Here is a 17578-nt window from a genome sequence, read left to right as displayed (position 1 = left end):
TGAGCGGGCCCGCCCCAGGGTGCCTAGTAGATCCCCTCCGGTGACGACCGAACGACCTGCAGGGGTCGTACGTTGGCAACGCCGTCGCACGGCCAGGCGTCGCCGGTGTCATAGCGGACGGCGACGTCGCGTTCCAGGATGTTCGGCAGGAAGAGGTCGTCGTGCATGACGGTCAGCCGGACCTGGCCTTGCTCGCCGTAGGGGACGACCTTGGACCAGTCGTCCTTGTCGACCACCGCCATGGTGACCTGCGGGTAGTTGGGCAGGTACGGCATCAGCGCACCGTCGTTCTCCACGGGGAGGGCCACGGTGTTGCCGAAGGTGTTGGCGTAGGTGACGATGACGAGTCCGCCGCCGAGCGCCTGGTGGAAGGAGCGGCGCATCACCGGGGTGGCGTGGGTGCCGCTGAGCCGTACGCCGCTCAGTCGCGCCACCAGTTCCGGCCGGGCCTTGATGAATGCCTGGAGGAGTGCCGGGGTGGTGACGAGGTAGTCGACGGGCTGGCTCTCCAGTACGGAGGCCATCTGGTCGACGATGTGCGAGGTGTACTCCTGAGCGTCCTTGAGCCTGCCGTTGCGCAGCAGCCGCTTGACCCAGCGGGGGTCGAAGTCGATGCCGTAGACGCGGCCGTCGTACATGTCCGCGAGGTCTACGGCGCCGTGGCCGATGAGGTGGGGGCCGGTGGGTGTGGCCTGGAGCCAGCCGCGGCCGGGCTGGAACCCTTCGCGTTCGATGACCCAGCGGCGCCAGGCGGCGCGCTGCAGGAGCATCGGCTCGGTGTAGAAGACGCGGCAGGGGCTGCCCGTGGTGCCGCCGGAGTCCCAGACGCGTCCGGCCAGGGGGCGGGGCACGGCCTGGGGTACGAGGTCGGCCGGGTCGAGCGTGCGCAGTTCGCCGAGCGGCATCGGGCCGAAGGCGGCGAGCTCGTCGTAGCGGGTGATGTCCCGCGGATCGAAGGCGAGTTCGGCGGCGCGCTTGAGCCAGTACGGGCTTCCCGTGTCGGGGTCGAAGTGGCGGCGGACGACGCGGCGGGTCCAGGCGTCGATGTCCTGGGCGAGCCACTCGTCGATGAGGGGGGTGACGTCCTTCATCGTGTTCACCCCGCCACTGCTTCGCTGGAGGGGGCTACGGGTTCCACCGGGGGCAGGTCGATACCGAAGTCGTACACGGCGGTCATGGCCTCGAAGACGTGGTCCGGGGATTCGACGTGGACCACGGGGAAGTCCGCGTTCTGGAAGGTGCCGAAGGCGGCGGGGCCGAGGACCAGGCCGAGCTGGGTGCCGGCGTCCTCAAGTCCGCCGATCATGTGCGGCACGCTGACCGGGTCGGTCGGGTTGCGGCGGAACAGGTCGCGGATCTCCTCGCCCGTGGTGAGCGTCTTGCGCTCCATGCACGAGTGGACGGGGATGCGGGGGTTCCTGAAGGTCATGGCGTCCAGCGTGGGCGCGAGGAACTCCGTGATGTGCCGCTGCAGCGGTGAGTGGAAGGCGCTGCCGTGTTCCTCGGCGATGTGCAGGGCGCCGGGTGGCAGGGTCGCTCCGAAGGTTTTCAGGGCGGTGCGGTAGCCGCCGAGCAGCACCATGCGTTCACTGCCGGTGCCGACGCGGCCGAGGTCGGCGGAGAGATGGACGTCGGGGATGTCCGCGACGAATGCGCCGGGATCGGTGTCGAGGGGAATACGGAGCATGGCGACGGCCTGTTGCGGGGCGTCCGACGAAGGGGCCGGTACGTCCCGCAATCGCATCAGGAAGGTGAAGAGTTCCTGACGTTCCACTGATCCGGCGAGGCTCGCGGCGACGAGTGCGCCGAAACTGAGCCCGCATACCGCAGTGGGCGTGATTCCGTATTCTTCGGCGAGTACGTCGGCGATTCCGAGAACAGCGGCTGCCTGACGAATGGCACCGACTCCTTGGCGGTGCTCCTGTCCGGGCTCCCTTTGTTCTTGGAGGATTCGCTGAACGCCGAGTCCGGTCCAGTCCGCAATTTGCGCATAGGTCCGCTGTACGCTGGGAAACAGTTCGTACAGCTCAGCACCGGCTCCTGGCTGATCGTTCATACCGCCGTCGAGGACATACGCAAGTGTCACTCAGAACCCCCGTTCCAGCCCTTCCCGTTAAGGGGTGGGCAAACACCGCATAGCGGGATCGCGGACGAGACTCCCCTGTGGGCCCCGTCACTTCTTGCGGGTCACATGTACCCGCGAGTCGCTTAGCCGTGCGGCAATTTCATCCAACCCCCGCCAGCGATCTCATGTCAAGCAAGTTCCTGCTGAGAACGCTGACGGTGGGTCAACACGGCGCCACGGCTGAGAGTTTATACGCTCAAGATCATTCGGCGGTAGCGTACGGCAGCCGCTCGGCGCCGAGTTGCTCCCAGACCTGGTCCAGAGCGTCGACGAATCCGCGCACGTCGTCGGCGGTGTGCACGGCGCCCGGCGCGACCCGCAGGATCTCCTCGCCGACCCGCACGCTCGGGGCGTTGATCGCCTGCACGTAGATCCCATGCCGGTCGAGCAACAGGGCGGACATGTGCTTGCACAGAGCCTCGTCCCGCACCAGGACGGACACGATGTGCGTCTGATCCGAAATGAAGGGAATGCGCCGTTCGTTCAGCAGCCCATGCATCAACTGTGCGTTTGACCACAGTTGTTCGCGCTCGGCGTCGGAGGACCGCAGATGGCGCACGGCGGCCAGGGCGGCGGCGGCCACGGCGGGCGGCAGGGCGGTGGTGAAGATGAAGGAGCGGGAGAACATGCGCACCGCCTCGATCACCTCGGCGGGGCCGGCGATGTACCCCCCGGTGGTGCCGAAGCCCTTGGCGAGGGTGCCCATGATGACGGTGAAGTCGTCCGCGATGCCCTGTCGGGCGGCGATGCCGGCACCCTCGGGGCCGTACATGCCCACCGCGTGCACCTCGTCGAGGTAGGTCATCGCCCCGTAGCGCTTGGCGATGTCGGCGATCTCGGGCAGCGGGGCGATGTCGCCGTTCATCGAGTACACGGACTCGGCGACGATGAGCTTGGGCACGTCCGGGTCGGCCGCCGCGAGCAGTTCTTCCAAGTGGGCGGCGTCATTGTGGCGGAAGATCCGCTTCTCGGCGCGGCTGTGGCGCAGGCCGTCGATGATGGAGGCGTGGTTGAGCGCGTCGGAGAAGACCACGCACCCCTCCATGCGTCCGGCGATGACGGACAGCGCGCCGTCGTTGGCGGTGTAGCCCGACGTGAACAGGAGGGCGTCGTCCTTGCCGTGGAGCGCGGCGAGTTCCTTCTCCAGCAGCACGTGGTAGTGGTTGGTGCCGCCGATGTTGCGGGAACCGCCCGCGCCCGCACCGTACTTGTCGACGGCTTCCTTCATCGCGGCGAGCACCGCCGGGTGCTGGCCCATGCCGAGGTAGTCGTTGCTGCACCAGACGTTGATGCCGTCCGTGCCCTCGCTGTCCCGCAGGCTGGCCGCGGGGAACCTCCCGGCGAGCCTGCCGATCTCCAGGAACTCCCTCTTTCCGCCGTCAGAGCCTTCGATGAGGCGTGAAAAGAGGTCCAGATATTGGGTCGTCACGTTCACTCGCTTCGCTTTCGGGCTGACTGAGGCCACGTGCACGTACAGGCGACTGTGTGGTTCTGAGGTGAGACCGCGCGGCTAAGGCCGGCTTCCGGCCACCCCGAATGGACGCGTCACCCGTGGAATCGTGCGGGGACCAGCGGCTCGCCGTCCTCGATTTCGAGGAGGCACGGGGAAGTAGCGTCTGTATATCATCTGCCCGTCGAGGGCGTCCAACCCCTCCTGTGGGGACGCCTATTCGGATCACAAACCGCAACTCGACCCGAGTGTGGGAAAACTGACAGCACTTCACACATGGTTGCCTCGCTCACGTGATCATGCAATCCTGCTCCGACCAAAATGCGCTGCGAAGTGGAGTTTCGGTGACTTCGAACGAGAATTACGCCCGCCGGGTACTGGAGGCGTTGGCGTCCGACCCCGACCGCATCGCCCTGTGGCGGGAAGGCGAGGAGCTCACCGCGGGCCAGTTCTCCCGGACGGTTCTCGCCGCGGCGGAAATGCTGCGCCGGCACGCCACGGAAGATGAAACTCCGATTGTGGCGATTCTGACCGTCACCAATAGTCCGGCGACCGTGACTCTGCGCTATGCGGCCAATCTCGCCGGGGCTACCGTCGTGCACCTGCACTCCACGAACGCGGTGGATCCCACCGACCAGTTGGCCGCCACCGCACGGCGCGAGATCCTCGCGGCGACCGGGGCGACGTTCCTCGCCGTCGACAAGGAGAACGCCGACGCGGCCCGCGAGCTGTGCGCGCGGCTGCCCGAGCCGCCCCGCCTCGCCTCGCTCGACGCCCTCGGCCCCGACGTCCTGGACCTGTCGGCGGGCGACCCGGACTCATTCGATCTCAGCGCCGTCGAGGCCGACCCCGAACAGCCGGCCGTGGTGCTCTACACCAGCGGTACCAGCGGCAAGCCCAAGGGCGTCACCCTGCCATACCGCGTGCGCAGCCTCTACCTCCAGGCGGGCCTGCAGTCCCCGGAACCCGTGGTGTTCCTGGCGACGCTGCCGGTGAGTCACTCCAATGGCTCCGGTGTCGACCTCGCCCTCGCCTCGGGCGGAACGGTCGTCCTGCACGACGGGTTCGAACCGGGCGAGGTGCTGCGCGCGGTCGAACGGCATCGCGTCTCCGCGCTCACCCTCACGCCGCCGCAGCTGTACATGCTGGTCGACCACCCGGACCTCGCCACCACCGACCGGTCCAGCATCAGGATCATCTCCTACGGCGGCTGCCCCGCCGCGCCGGCCCGGCTGGCCGAGGCGGTCGAGGCGTTCGGCCCGGTGCTCCTGCAGTTCTACGGCACGACCGAGACCAGCGGCATCAGCGTGCTGACCCCACCGGACCACCTCGACCCCGACATGCGCGCCACCGTCGGGCGCCTGACCGCCGAGGTGCGCATCCGCGACGTGGACGACCACCGTGACCTCGCCCCCGGCGAGGTCGGCGAGGTGTGCGTGCGCACCCCCTTCGCCATGCTCGGCTACTGGGGCGACCCGGAGTTGACCGCGGCGACCGTCCGCGACGGCTGGACGCACACCGGCGACCTCGGTTCCCTCGACGAGAAGGGGCGTCTGCGCCTGCACGGCCGGCTGGGCGAGGTGATGAAGACCAATGGCATCCGGGTCCACCCCACGGACGTGGAGAACGCGCTGCTGACCCATCCGGAGGTCGCCCAGGCCGCCGTGTACTGCGTGGTGGACGACGACCGCGTGGAGCACATCCACGCCGCCGTCGTGCTCCGACCGGGCGCGAACGCCGGCGCCGGCACACTGATCGGCCACGTCGCCGCCGAGCTGTCGCCCAAGCATGTGCCCGCCGTGGTCACCTTCCATGACACCCTGCCCCTCACTGGCGCGGGCAAGCCGGACAAGCAGGCGCTGGCCGCGCTCCACACAGGCACGGCCTGATGCTGACGGCCGCGTCCGTCCTCGCCGAGTCCGCGGAGCGACGCCCCGACCACCCGGCGCTCGTCTTCGGCTCCGAGCGGTTCACCTACGCCGAGTTGTGGCAGGCCACCCGCCGGTACGCGACGGTGCTGCGAGAGCACGGTGTGCGCCCCGGCGACCGCATCGCCCTGCTGCTGCCCAACACACCGCACTTCCCGATGGTGTACTACGGCGTGCTGGCGCTCGGCGCCGTGGCGGTACCGGTGCACGGTCTGCTGCGCGCCGAGGAGATCGTCCATGTCCTGCGCGACTCCGAGGCGCGGGCCCTGGTGTGCGCCGGCCCGATGCTGACGCAGGGCGCCGAGGCGGCGGCGGTGGCCGGGGTTCCGCTGCTCACCGTCCTGGCGCGGGAGGGCACCGACGGCGTCGGCGCCCCGCCCCGCCTGGACGTCCTGGCCGAGCGGGCGGAACCCCTGGACCGGCTGGTCCCACGCACGCCCGACGACCTGGCCCTGGTGCTGTACACCTCGGGTACCACCGGCCGGCCCAAGGGCGCGATGATCACCCAGCTCAACCTGGTGATGAACATCAGCACCACGATGCGCTCGCCGTTCGACCTGGGCCCCGACGACGTGCTGCTCGGCTGTCTGCCGCTGTTCCACACCTTCGGTCAGACCTGCGGTATGAGCGCCTGCTTCCTGGCCGGCGGCACCCTGGTGCTCATGAGCCGCTTCGACGGCCTCGCCGCACTCGACCTCATGGTCACCGAAGGCTGCACCGTGTTCATGGGCGTCCCGACCATGTACCTCGCCCTCCTGGACGCCGCCGTCGACGACGGCCGGCGCCCCGCCCTCGACCGCGCCTTCTCCGGCGGCTCGGCCCTGCCGGTCAAGGTGCTGGAGGACTTCCAGGAGGTCTACGGCTGCCCGATCTACGAGGGGTACGGCCTTACGGAGACGTCACCGGTGGTGGCGTACAACCAGAAGGCATGGCCGCGCCGGCCCGGCACCGTGGGGCGTCCCATCTGGGGCGTCGAGGCGGAGATCGCCGCGGCCGACGTCAAGGACCGCATCGAGCTGCTGCCGGCCGGCGAGATCGGGGAGGTCGTCATACGGGGCCACAACGTCATGGCCGGCTACCTCAACCAGCCGGAGGCCACCGCGGCAGTGCTGGTCGACGGCTGGTTCCGCTCGGGCGACCTGGGGGTGAAGGACGCCGACGGATACCTGACCCTCGTCGATCGGATGAAGGACATGGTGCTGCGTGGCGGCTACAACGTCTATCCGCGCGAGGTCGAGGACGTGCTCATGCGCCACCCGGCCGTCGCCGAGGTCGCCGTCATCGGCGTCCCCGACGACAGGTACGGCGAGGAGGTGTGCGCAGTGGTACGAACCCGGCCGGACGCTGTCCCGGACGCGGGCCTGGCCGCTGACATCGTGTCCTGGAGCAGGGAGCGGGTCGCCGGGCACAAGTACCCGCGCCTGGTGGAGTTCGTCGAGGACTTCCCACTCGGGCCGAGTGGCAAGGTGCTGAAACGGGAACTCGTGGCCCGCTTCGCCGACCGCCGCTGACGACAGGACACACGACGTCGCCGCCCGCGCCGACCGTGCGTGCCCGCGCTGGCCGACCGGTGCGGGCCGGTCCCGACCGGTGCGGGCACCGGTCCCGACCGGGTCAGCGGTCGGCGCCGGTCCGGGCACGCTCCTGGAAGCCCGCCAGGTCCTCTCGTAGGGCCGCGATCACCTCCTCGCCGCGCTCGGCGAGGTAGAAGTGACCGCCGCTGAAGGTGCGGATCCGGAAGTCGGCACGGGTGTGCTCGGCCCAGCCGCGCGCTTCGTCCCCGCGCACCTGTGGGTCGGCGTCCCCGGTGTAGACATGGAGCGGGCAGCTCAGCGCCGGCCCCGGCCGGTACGCGTAGCGCTCCACCGCGGTGTAGTCGGCACGCAGCACCGGCACGATCATCCGCACCACGTCCTCGTCGTCCAGCAGCGTCGAGGCGGTCCCCTGCAGTTTGCGTGTCTCCGCGATGATCCCCGCGTCGTCCCGCAGATGCACGGTGGCCTCGCGGCGCGGGCTGCCGGGTGACCGACGCCCGGAGACGACCAGTCCCAGCAGCCGCCCGCCCAGCTCCCCCTCCATACGGCGCGCGGTCTCGAAGGCGAGGGTGCCGCCCATGCTGTGCCCGAAGAACACCATCGGCCGGTCGGTCTGCCCGCGCAGCACCTCCACGATGCCGTCCACGAGCGCGTCGACGCTGGTGAGCGGGGGTTCGGAACGGCGGTCCTGACGCCCTGGGTACTGCAGTGCCAGCACCTCGGCACGGGGAGTCAGCCGAGCGGACAACGGCTGGAAGTAGCTGGCCGATCCGCCCGCGTGCGGGAAGCAGACCACCGTGACGTCGCTGTCCGCCGCGGGGTGGAACCGCCTGATCCAGCGTCGTCCCAGCTCCTGCGAGTCAGCCATGTGCTCTCCCCGTTCCTTCGCGACGACGGGCACGCCCGAGCGAGGACGCCCCCGAGCCCCCACCTTTCCCGACCGACGCCCGATGATCAAGTTGCGCCCTGAAAGGCTCTTGCTCGAAGGGCGCTCAGCCGGGGACCGGGCAACGTCGTTCGACGACGCGTCGGTCGGCGCGGAACAGCTCGAGCAGTACGTCTTCCAGAGGCACGGTCGCCTTCGCCGCGAACCGACCATGCCTCCGGTGGGGCCTGCCGGACAGTCACCCGGTCACCCGGGACCGGCGGAAACGGGGATGGCCCTCCGCCCGCCCATCCCCCTCTCGCCTCCGTTTACCGGCGCGCGGTCAGCACCGAGCCGGGAGCTGGAGCGCCCATCGGTGTGACTGCGGTCTTCGATGCGGGTCCGCGCCGAGCCCACTGCCCAGGCATCGCCGGGGGCGCGGGTGTCGACGCCGAAGAACGAGGCGTCCCTGGTGGTGCGGGGCACCGGAGCGACAGCGGACTTCCACGCCGTGCCGTTCCAGCTCGTCGCGCTCCCACACGGTGGGCAGGAAATAGGGCACCTCGTCCTCCGCCCTGGGGATGAGCCCCAGCCCATGCCCGCCACCCATGTGGTCTGTGCCTCAGGCCCAGTGGCGCCGACGACCGTGGCGTTGCCCGGCGTCATCCTCGACTCGCTCCACCCGGAGGCATGCGGCGAGGCCGCGGGCGGAGTGGACTCCGTCGCGGTGGCGGCCAACGCAGGCGTCGCGCTCGCGGCCAGCGTCAGCGCGGCACAAGCCGCCATCACACCGAGACACCGCGGGTACTGGTCATCTTTTTCACGTTGCTGCCTTTCACGTAGACGTCAGCGGACGGGCCCGTGCGCTCCCTCCCTCGCCGGGGGGACGCTGCGGCACGACCGCTTCGCCATTCCAGCGGCTGTACGGTTGTTCAGCAGCCGTCTTCCGAAGCACCGGGAACGGCGGTGTCGCCCCGTCTGCGGCACCGCCGCCCGCCGTCATCCGGGTGCTGTCGCCGGATGAGGACGCGGACGGTACCCACCGCGAGGTACTGAGCACGAAGGCGGGGGCGAACGGCGCTGTCTGATGGATGATCAGTTCGAGGAGCGGTTCACGCGCTGTCAGAATCGCGCTGAGCGGAAGGAGTTCATCGTTGCGATGCTCGCCGCGCGCGAGCCGGCGAGCCGGCTGCACGTCGTCGCCGTACGGGCCGACTTCTTCGGCCGGTGCGCCGAGCACCGTGGCCTGGCCGCCGCGCCGCGCGGCGCCACGCTGCTCGTCGGCCCGATGGAACCGGCCGAGCCGCGCGAGGCAATCGTGAAACCGGCACCGCCGGGGACCCCGTGCCGGGCGGCACGCAAGGCTTCGTCTATGGCGTGAAGGGCTGCTGCGGTGGCGAGGAACGACGCCGGGCTGTTCGCGTCGGCGTCGGGTTAGTACTGCAACGGTGTGCGTCGTGACGGGTGTGCAGCTTCGGGTGGGGTGTGACCGCGTCGTTTGTAGTGACAGATGCGGGCTTGGTGCTGCCTTCTCCGGCGCCAGTGTGACCAGTGCAGAACGTGGTCGACTGGTGCGGGTCGGCGGTTGGTGAGGCGGTGGATCAGGCGTCTTATTTCGGGGAGGCTGAGGGGACGAGATCGGGGGATCCGTGGCGCTTGGTCGTGACTTCGGGAGCACGTCCGCCGTGTCGTCTTCGACGTTCACGACTCGTGGTCAGGCGTGGTACCCGGCGCGGTGGATGCTTCGCGGGCTCGGGCCGCCGCGTCAGTCGTGAGGGGTGGCGAGGCCGGCGAGAGCCGCGGCGATCTGGTCGAGGCGGGTGGGGTCGAGGGAGTAGAGGACGTAGTAGCCGTCGCGCCGGGTGGTGGTCAGTCCTGCCTGGGTCATCTGCTGGAGGTGGCGGGAGATCACGGATTGCGACAGGCCGAGGAGGGTGGCGAGTTCCTGGGTGCTGCGGCTCTGCGTGGCGAGGCAGGTCGCGATGTGCAGGCGTGGTGCTGCCGCCAGGGCCCGGAGTGCGGAGAGGAGTTCCTCCTGGCTCGCGGGGCGTGGGGTGGAGGCGGGGGCGAGCGGCAGTGCGGGGTAGGTGATCCTGAGGGGCCAGGGGGCGTCGCAGGTGACGCGGACGTGGGGCCACACGTAGTGGCTGGCGGTGAAGGTCACCGGGCGGGCCGGGGTGACGGCGATGTCGTGGTCGTGGGGGCGGTCCAGGCGCAGCGTGCGCCGTGCGGGGTCGATGCGGATCTGCGGTACCAGGGTGCGGAGCATCGGGAAGACGCCCTGGTGGGCGATCCGCTGTCCCGCGCTGGCGATCGCCTCGTACAGGGTAGGTTCGAGGCGTTCCCATTCCTCGGCGAAGGCGGCACTCCAGTAGTCCTCCAGCACGGTGAGCGCGCCCTCCAGGATCGGCAGGGGGTCGGTGAGGACGTCGCCCAGTCGTGCGGCGAGGCCGCGGTCGGTCCGCTGCAGCTCGGCGAGGGCGGCATCGCGGGTGGTGGCGTTCTCGACCAGGTCGTGGCCGTCGTAGCGGGTGGTGTCGACCAGGGTCTGGGCAAGCTCGGCGGCCAGCTGCTCGGCCGGCAGCGTGCGCACTGCCGAAAGCTGGTCGGCGAAGTCCGCGTCGTGATCGTCCGCCCGGCATTCGAAGAAGGCCGGGATGTAGTCGGCCACCACGAAGCCGTACTCGCGCATCTGCTGGCGCAGCGCCGCCGGGAGCCGACGGCAGCGCCGTACCCAGGGCACGTGCAGGGCGTGGTGTCCGGGGTCGGTGAGCACATGCCAGGAATGCACCGCTTCGAGCAGAGGTGAGACGGAGAACCCGAGATCCTCAGCGGCCGTCTCGGTGAAGCGCATCGAGATCACGATTGCATGATTTCACAATCAGTTGATCGGATCTCGCCGGATCATTCAGCCTCCTGTAAGCAACCTCCTGGAGCCCCCACGGGCACCGCCCTCACACCTTGCGAGTCGAAAGCCGAAGGCACCGTATGAGCACCCACGAAGCGCCGTGGCAGGCCGTGCTGGACGCGGACGGTAGCGCGTACACCATCCATGAGCACGCCCCCGCGCACACCGTCGCCGAACGTCAGGCCCTGCCCTTTCCCTGGTCACAAGCGGTCAAGACGCTTGCCTTCACCACGCCCGAGATCCCGCTCCTGCTGGTGGCCCTGCGTGCGAACGACCGAGTCGACTTCGCCCGCCTCGCCACTGCCGTCGGCACCAGCCGTTCGCAGCTGCGCGCCGCCGGCGCCGACCTGCTCAGCCAGGAGGGCCTCGCCCCCGGAGGCATCCCGCCGATCAGCCACCGGCCCGGCGTTCCGTGCCTGATCGACACGGCGGTCACCGAATCCGACCAGCCGGTCTACTGCGGCGCCGGATCCGCCGACCGCACCCTCCACGTACACCCCGCGGTCCTGGCCCAACTCCCCCGCGCCCACGTCGCAGTCCTGCGCCGATAGCCCCGCCCCAGCCGTACACCCCAACGGGCGACCCGCCGCACAACGACAGCGCCGTGCCCGATCGGCACCGCACACAAGCAAGGAAGCAAACCGGCCCATGGTGTCCACCTCGAACCTTCTGGCGTTCGCCGCGATGTCGCTCGTCGTGATCGCCATCCCAGGACCAAACGTCCTGTTCGTGATCGGCCGAGCCCTCGCCCACGGCCGCCGAACCGCCCTCGCCACCGTCCTGGGCAACCTCCTGGGGTGCTACACCCTCGTGCTCGTCGTCGCCATGGGCCTGGGCACCCTGCTCCAGAGCTCGGCCACCGCCCTGACTGCGGTGAAACTCGCCGGCGCCGCCTACCTGGTCTACCTGGGCGTTCAGGCTCTCCGCCACCGTGACCGCCTGCGCGCCGACATGGGCGTCACTGCGGACGAAAAGCGCAGCGATCTCCGCACGATCATGGACGGACTCCTCGTCGGCGTCACCAACCCGAAGGGACTCGTCTTCTTCACCGCGGTCCTGCCACAGTTCGTGGACCACGACGCCGGCCGGGTCCCACTCCAGATGATGCTCCTGGGTCTCGTCCCGGCCGTCATCGGTCTGCTCTGCGACAGCCTGTGGGGCCTGGGCGCCGCCGCTGCCCGCACCTGGTTCGCCGGCTCGGACCGCCGCCTGTCGACGGTCGGCGGCGCGGGCGGAGTCGCACTGATCGGCCTGGGCATCACCGTCGCCGTCAATCGTCACTGACCTCCTCCCACCAGACTGCGCCGCGGCGGGTGCTGCCGGGACATGCACGTGATGTCCGGCGGCCAGCCGGGCGGCGCGGAGGCACTGACCTGGCACGGGCACTGGCACTGGCACTGGCACGGACGGGCACTGGCACGGGCACTGGCCGAGCAAGCCGTCGTTGCACCGCCCACCGTGGCTGACGCCGCTGACTCGCGGCGGTGGAGCGTAAGTGCAGTGGGGAACGCCGCCGCTCGCAGCTCGAGTCCGCGTGCGCGAAGCACGCCGTTCGCCCGTCGGTGCGAAGCGGAAGGGAACGCCTGGGGCTTCGAGTCGTGGGGGCTTGATGATGCCGCCCAGACCACTCGACCTCGTGGCCGGGTTCCTCGGAGCGCTCAGCACCGCGGGCCGGGAGGATCCTCCCCCAGGGCGAAACCCCTCCGTCGTCCTCTACCGCGGCGACTACGACAACGAGCCCGTCTTCTGGAAGATGCCGGGCGCCAAGGCGGGCCTCCGCCCCTCCGCCCGCGCAGGGAGGCGGTGGGGACCCGTCCGGGCCGGAATGCGCACGCCGACCCGAACCGGGTTCCCACCGCCTTGACGCCCCGCTCTGTCGCCCTCCGCTACCTGCTCAGAGGTAGGTATACGTGAGGCTGTTGCTGACCCCGGCCGGAGTGGTCGCGTTCACCGTGACCGTGCCGGTGCCGGCCGGAGAGACAGCTGTGATCAGGTTGTCGGAGACCACGCTGAAGCTCGTGGCCGGGTTCAGCCCGAAGGCCACCGCCGTGGCACCGGTCAACCCGGAACCGACGAGGAGCACGGTGTCGCCGCCCGCCGACGAACCCGTGGACGGCACGATCGCGTTGAGTACCGGCGCGGGAGGCGCCGTGTAGGTGTAGTTGACGGCGTTGCTGGTACCGCTGGGAGCGGTGACGGTGACCGGGACGACACCGCTGCCGGCCTCGTGGCCGGGTTCAGCCCGAAGGCCACCGCCGTGGCACCGGTGAACCCCGAACCGACGAGAGCCACGGTTTCACCGCCGGCGTCCGAGCCCGACGGCGGGATGACCAGCGTCAGCACCGGAACAGAGATGTAGGTGTAGTTGACGGAGTTGCTGAAACCGCTGAGAGTGATGACGGTGACCGGAACCACACCCACACCAGCCGGGACGACCGCCGTGATCAGGTTGTCGCTGACCACGGTGAAACTCGTGGCCGGGTTCAGCCCGAAGGCCACCGCCGTGGCACCGGTGAATCCGGAACCCGTGATCGTGACGGTGTTCCCGCCCGCCGCCGGGCCCGACGACGGCACGATCGCCGCGATGACCGGCGGTGGTGGTACGGGGTTGCCGACGTAGATGTACGGGAAGCCGTTGCTGGTCCCCCGAGGTGTGGTGACGGTGACCTGGACGATCCCCGACCCGGGCGGCGCGACCGCCGTGATCAGGTGGTCCGAGACCACGATGAAGCTCGTTGCCGGGTTCGCCCCGAACCTCACCGACGTGGCGCCGGTGAAGCCCGAGCCCAGGATCGCCACCGTGGTCCCGCCCGCGCCCGGGCCGGTGGCGGGAACGACGGCGATGATGGTCGGCCGGCCCCCGGAAGGGCGGGGGAAATGCGGGAAGGGAGGGTGGTGGGGTCCCGGCGAGTGTCCGCCAAAGGCTGAGGTGTCGCTGGGTGCTGTCATGGCCGGTCCTTCTTTCTTCGTGGTCCCAGGCACGGTCCACGGTCCGACCGGTCGTGGGCGGCGACGGAAGGCCAGAGCACAGCGGCTTGCGCGCAGGCGTCTGCTGCGCGACCGACCACCGTGCGTGCCGAGAGAATGCCGGAGACTGCCGGAAAGTCGCATGAACACGGCGGTACGAAAGGTGCTCATGCGCTTATGACGCCAGTGAACCCCTCAGGCCACGGGGACAACAGGCGCATCCCGTACACAGCCGTAGCGAATTGAGCACACCATCCGAAGGGCGGGCGACCTCCCGGCACGCGATGGCGCGAAGAGGGTACACACCCTGACGTGGCGCGCCCCCGTACTGTCGTCGTCGCCGTCACGGTGACGCTGCACCCGTCGGGGCCGATATGGGCCGCCCCGGACCCGCACGCGGTGGCGGCTTCGGCCTGCCGGGTAGCGCTATCGCTTCGGCCTGCCAGATGGCGCTATCGGCGGTCGACTGGTCACCGGCTCAGCCAGGCCCGGGGGGGCGGCTTGGGGGCGAGTTGCAGGCTGGGTAGCGCGTGCTCGCCGATCTGACCGCGGTGGAAACGTGGTCGCGTTCGTGTGCTCGGTCGGCAACGTTTCGACGCGTCCGGTCGTGGCGGTGGAGCAGGCGTCCGGCAGGGCGGGGAGCCGGCGGGCTGTCCATGCGGTCCGTGCGGTCCATGAACCCGGCCGCCTTCTCTTCTCGGTGTCCAGGCAGGACGGCATGAGGATGAGCTTGGGGGCTGCGGATGCCGCGGCTCAGCTGGTCCATAAAAAGCCGATCGCTGATGATGGCGGGGTGTTGGTCAAGGTACAAGCAGTGCAGGCCGCCCGGTCGAGGCCCATGTCCGTCCGAGTGCACGCGGCAGTGGGCACTGCCGTGGCGCTCTGGCAAGGGACGCCCGAGGCAGTGGGACGGGAACACCATGTCGAGTGGACCGTGGATGAGGACATTGCCTGGGTGGGGAACGCCCGGTCAAGCGTTGATGAAACCCCTGAACTGCGGGAAGACGGTGACCACATCGTCTTCCGTGGACGCCTGAGCATCACCGAGGACGGAAGAGCTGTGTTGGACGTGGGTGGCTCGGTGATCCTTTTCGATATCGCCGATCCGCCACTGCCGGACGGTGTCGATGGGTCGTGGGTGGAGGTCCGTGTAGCACCGGCCAACGTCACAATCTGGCCTTACGAAATCTGACCGCCGGCGGGTGGTCAGGTCTCGCGCCGATTCGGAGTGGACTCGCGGGTGACTCGGCGGCTTATCGAGTCGACCATCGTCAGTTTGATCACGGCTTCTGAGCGGTGTGGGTGGGTTTCGTAGTCGCAGGCGAGGCGTCGGTGGCGCATGAGCCGGCCGAAGGTCCGCTCGACGACAGCGCCACGAGATCACCTTGAGCCCTTCTCGGCGAGGTCTCGGCAGATGACTTCGAATCGATACCCAGGCGGGTGCCGTGGTCGATGACCTTGGTGCGGTAGCCGGTGTCGGCCGAGGCTTTGGGTGACGAGCGTTTGTGTTTTCGAGATGTGTGAGAGCACCTGGATGCCGCCGGCGTTATCGGAGACGCTGGCGGCCGTGACCAGCACGGCCGGGACGAGACCGAGGTGTCGACGCCGATGTCGCGCTTGCGCCCTGCGCTTTCCTTGCCCGCATCGCTGCCCTGACCGGCGGCAGGCACGTCGAGCGGAGACCTTGACTCTCTGTACGTTGCATCCCGCACGCGCTCGGTGCGGTACCCCGGCCTCGGCCTCACAGACCAGGCGGCGGAGGAGCCTGTCGAACTGGTCGAAGACACGTCCTTACCTCAGCGGGTGTCGGAGGGCATCGCCCTGTTCACGGCCCGGTCCGCGCCGACCGCCGCAACCAGCCATGGGCAGGCCAGGACCGCCTCGAGTCAGACCTTGGGAGGTTCAGCAGCCGGGCACCGACCACATGACGACCTACCCGTACGCGGCGTACGACCCGGTCACGGGCCGCATCGTGGTGGCCAACGGCGTAGAGGGCCGAGGGTCCGGGCGCTTGGCAGTGAGACAGTGGGCAGCGGTGATGGGATTGGATGGCAGTCGGCTTCAGGGAGCGCTGTGGATCTCGGCTCTGTGGTCATCGCAGTGGCAGGTGTGGCGGGAACACTGGGGGGATCGCTTCTTTCCCAACGCGCCTCCGAACGAGCAAAGCGTCGGGAGATAGAGCTGCTTCGGGGCCACGAGGAGGTCCGCGAGAGCCTAGCCCTCCGACGCACCTGCTATACGGAGCTCAACCGGGATGCACGTCAGTTCACCACGGCGCTCAATCATCATCTGCATGTGATGCGCGAACGCAGCGTCGAGGAGACCGACAGGGAGGCGCTCGATGACGCGAAGAGAGCACATCGTGATCGGTACTCCGAAACACAGATGATCGCTCCTGACGAGGTCCTCGTACATGCGAGTGCGGTCAATCAAGCCCTGAATAAGGCGTACGGCCGGATCAAACGCCTTGAGCGAGGGGAGCCCGGCCCCGGGGAGACCATGTCCACCGCGGCGCAGGCCCAGGCGGAGATCTGGGACCTGCTCCGGGCCATGAGGACCGCTATGCGCCACGACCTCGGTGTAATGCCCGCAGAGTGACCTCGCACCGCCAGTTCCGCGCGCCACGCGCTGATCCGTTCCAGCAGCTCGGGATCAAGCATGCGCCAGCGTCGTTCCCCACGTCGCCGACCTCGGCAAGCAGGACAGGTTGGAGGGCCTGGTTACCCGTTCCTACCGCCTGCGCAAGGGAGTTGCTCCGGCCGTTCACTCTTCCCCGCTGTCCGGGGCCGAGGGGCCAATCACCTTTGTCCAACGTCTGGGTTCGTCCGAGGCGAGGAAGGAGACAGGTTTCGGCTCGGGCAGTCGGGTCGCAGCAGCCTCTTCTGGTGGAGTCCGGAAGCATGTCGCAAGCTACCTCCACGGCTGCCGTGGTTGCTGTGAAGGGCAGCCCCCACCCCTGGCATTGGGGGGTTTTCCCCAGTGAGAGCGGGAGAGTGGCTGCGTAGGATCGCGGTGACTGATCATCGATTCAACTCGTCCACACGGGGGACTCTCATGCGACGCCCGCGAACGCGCGTTCTTACAGTGGCGGCTCTTGCTGCTCTCACGGTCAGCGGGCTGTCCGCATGTTCGGCTCTCAGCCAGAAGACCTTCGAGGACGACGCCAAGGTGCCTCAGAGAGTCACCTCAATCCGTCTCGACAACAGGAACGGACATGTGAAGGTGGACGCTTCGGACGACGCCTCCACGATCTCCGTCCACCGCAAGGTCAACTACCGTGGCGACAAGCCGAGTAGCGCGTCCTTCCGTGTCAGGGACGGCGTCCTGGTGCTCTCCGGCTGCGGCAAGGACTGCGGCGTCGATTACGTCGTCAAAGTGCCTGCCGGTCTTCCGGTGACAGGAGGCACGTCCAACGGTGGCCTCACACTGACCGATGTCGGCGCGGTCGATGTACACACAAGCAACGGTGAGATCGTGGTGACCAACGCGACGGGCCCTGTGAAGCTGCGCACGTCCAACGGTGACGTCGACGTCAAGGACGTCAAGGGCGGCGGCATCGACACGCAGACATCGAACGGAGGGGTGACGATCCAGACGGCCACCCCGCAGGACATCAAGGCTCGCACGACCAGCGGCAACCTGACGGTCACCGCACCGCCTGCCAAGTACCGGATCTCGGCGAACGACTCCAACGGCGACAAGAACGTGGCGTTCAAGAATGACCCGTCAGGCAAGTACCACCTGGATCTGTCGACAACGAGCGGCGACTTGACTGTGAAGTCGTCAGCCTAGTCTGTGGC

The 17578-nt window shown here is 68.9% G+C and carries 15 protein-coding genes; 8 read left to right on the top strand and 7 right to left on the bottom strand.

All coding sequences use genetic code 11. From position 1 onward, the window contains the following. Positions 1-23 precede the first annotated feature (23 nt). The 3 genes from CD790_RS18580 to hemA form a co-directional block, all read right to left on the bottom strand. Positions 24-1091, bottom strand: a complete 1068-nt coding sequence (locus CD790_RS18580; protein ID WP_144384502.1) for an arylcarboxylate reductase — start codon at positions 1089-1091, stop codon at positions 24-26. Between the two features lie 5 nt (positions 1092-1096). Then, positions 1097-2056, bottom strand: coding sequence for an ACP S-malonyltransferase (locus CD790_RS18575; protein ID WP_144384394.1), 960 nt, complete (start codon positions 2054-2056; stop codon positions 1097-1099). Between the two features lie 271 nt (positions 2057-2327). Continuing rightward, positions 2328-3554 carry a 5-aminolevulinate synthase gene (hemA, locus tag CD790_RS18570; RefSeq protein ID WP_144384393.1) on the bottom strand — a complete coding sequence of 409 codons (1227 nt, stop codon included), beginning with the start codon at positions 3552-3554 and terminating at the stop codon, positions 2328-2330. Between the two features lie 365 nt (positions 3555-3919). Here hemA and CD790_RS18565 point away from each other — a divergent pair, with 365 nt between their 5' ends. Together CD790_RS18565 and CD790_RS18560 are read left to right on the top strand one after the other, a co-directional pair. Further along, a complete protein-coding gene (locus CD790_RS18565; protein WP_144384392.1) occupies positions 3920-5464 on the top strand; it encodes a class I adenylate-forming enzyme family protein in 1545 nt (514 codons plus the stop codon). Then, positions 5461-7014 (top strand): long-chain fatty acid--CoA ligase, encoded by a 1554-nt coding sequence (locus CD790_RS18560; RefSeq protein WP_144384391.1) that lies wholly within the window; start codon positions 5461-5463, stop codon positions 7012-7014. Before CD790_RS18565 ends, CD790_RS18560 begins: the two co-directional genes overlap by 4 nt. 103 nt (positions 7015-7117) lie before the next feature. On the opposite strand, the gene CD790_RS18555 is transcribed toward CD790_RS18560, so the two are convergent. Further along, positions 7118-7906: a thioesterase II family protein gene (locus CD790_RS18555; protein ID WP_144384390.1), complete on the bottom strand. Its 789-nt coding sequence runs from the start codon at positions 7904-7906 to the stop codon at positions 7118-7120. A 1084-nt stretch (positions 7907-8990) separates the two neighbouring features. On the opposite strand from CD790_RS18555, the gene CD790_RS18550 reads away from it, so the two are divergent. Then, positions 8991-9284 carry a hypothetical protein gene (locus tag CD790_RS18550; RefSeq protein WP_186319097.1) on the top strand — a complete coding sequence of 98 codons (294 nt, stop codon included), beginning with the start codon at positions 8991-8993 and terminating at the stop codon, positions 9282-9284. Positions 9285-9668: 384 nt separating this feature from the next. On the opposite strand, the gene CD790_RS18535 is transcribed toward CD790_RS18550, so the two are convergent. Then, the gene (locus tag CD790_RS18535) at positions 9669-10757 is read right to left on the bottom strand and encodes a helix-turn-helix domain-containing protein (protein ID WP_260867705.1); all 1089 of its coding nucleotides are present in this window, start codon (positions 10755-10757) and stop codon (positions 9669-9671) included. 134 nt (positions 10758-10891) lie between these two features. On the opposite strand from CD790_RS18535, the gene CD790_RS18530 reads away from it, so the two are divergent. Further along, positions 10892-11362, top strand: coding sequence for a YbaK/EbsC family protein (locus CD790_RS18530; RefSeq protein WP_144384387.1), 471 nt, complete (start codon positions 10892-10894; stop codon positions 11360-11362). A 97-nt stretch (positions 11363-11459) separates the two neighbouring features. Then, positions 11460-12095 carry a LysE family translocator gene (locus CD790_RS18525; protein ID WP_144384385.1) on the top strand — a complete coding sequence of 212 codons (636 nt, stop codon included), beginning with the start codon at positions 11460-11462 and terminating at the stop codon, positions 12093-12095. 610 nt (positions 12096-12705) lie between these two features. Here CD790_RS18525 and CD790_RS35885 read toward each other — a convergent pair. Together CD790_RS35885 and CD790_RS18520 are read right to left on the bottom strand one after the other, a co-directional pair. Beyond that, on the bottom strand, positions 12706-12930 hold the full coding sequence (locus tag CD790_RS35885; protein ID WP_260867683.1) for an IPT/TIG domain-containing protein: 225 nt from the start codon (positions 12928-12930) through the stop codon (positions 12706-12708). Next, positions 12870-13760 (bottom strand): IPT/TIG domain-containing protein, encoded by an 891-nt coding sequence (locus CD790_RS18520; RefSeq protein ID WP_260867682.1) that lies wholly within the window; start codon positions 13758-13760, stop codon positions 12870-12872. Before CD790_RS18520 ends, CD790_RS35885 begins: the two co-directional genes overlap by 61 nt. Positions 13761-14337: 577 nt before the next feature. Here CD790_RS18520 and CD790_RS35880 point away from each other — a divergent pair. From CD790_RS35880 to CD790_RS18500, 3 genes are all read left to right on the top strand, one after another. Next, entirely contained in the window at positions 14338-14970 is a 633-nt protein-coding gene (locus CD790_RS35880) for a hypothetical protein (protein WP_260867681.1), read from the top strand. A gap of 881 nt (positions 14971-15851) precedes the next feature. Next, the gene (locus tag CD790_RS18505) at positions 15852-16376 is read left to right on the top strand and encodes a hypothetical protein (RefSeq protein ID WP_260867680.1); all 525 of its coding nucleotides are present in this window, start codon (positions 15852-15854) and stop codon (positions 16374-16376) included. Positions 16377-16994: 618 nt separating this feature from the next. Next, positions 16995-17570 (top strand): DUF4097 family beta strand repeat-containing protein, encoded by a 576-nt coding sequence (locus CD790_RS18500; protein WP_186319096.1) that lies wholly within the window; start codon positions 16995-16997, stop codon positions 17568-17570. Positions 17571-17578: the final 8 nt, after the last annotated feature.

Source organism: Streptomyces sp. SAJ15, from assembly GCF_007595705.1.
Taxonomy (GTDB): Bacteria; Actinomycetota; Actinomycetes; order Streptomycetales; family Streptomycetaceae; genus Streptomyces.
This window is presented reverse-complemented; position numbering and strand designations above follow the sequence as displayed.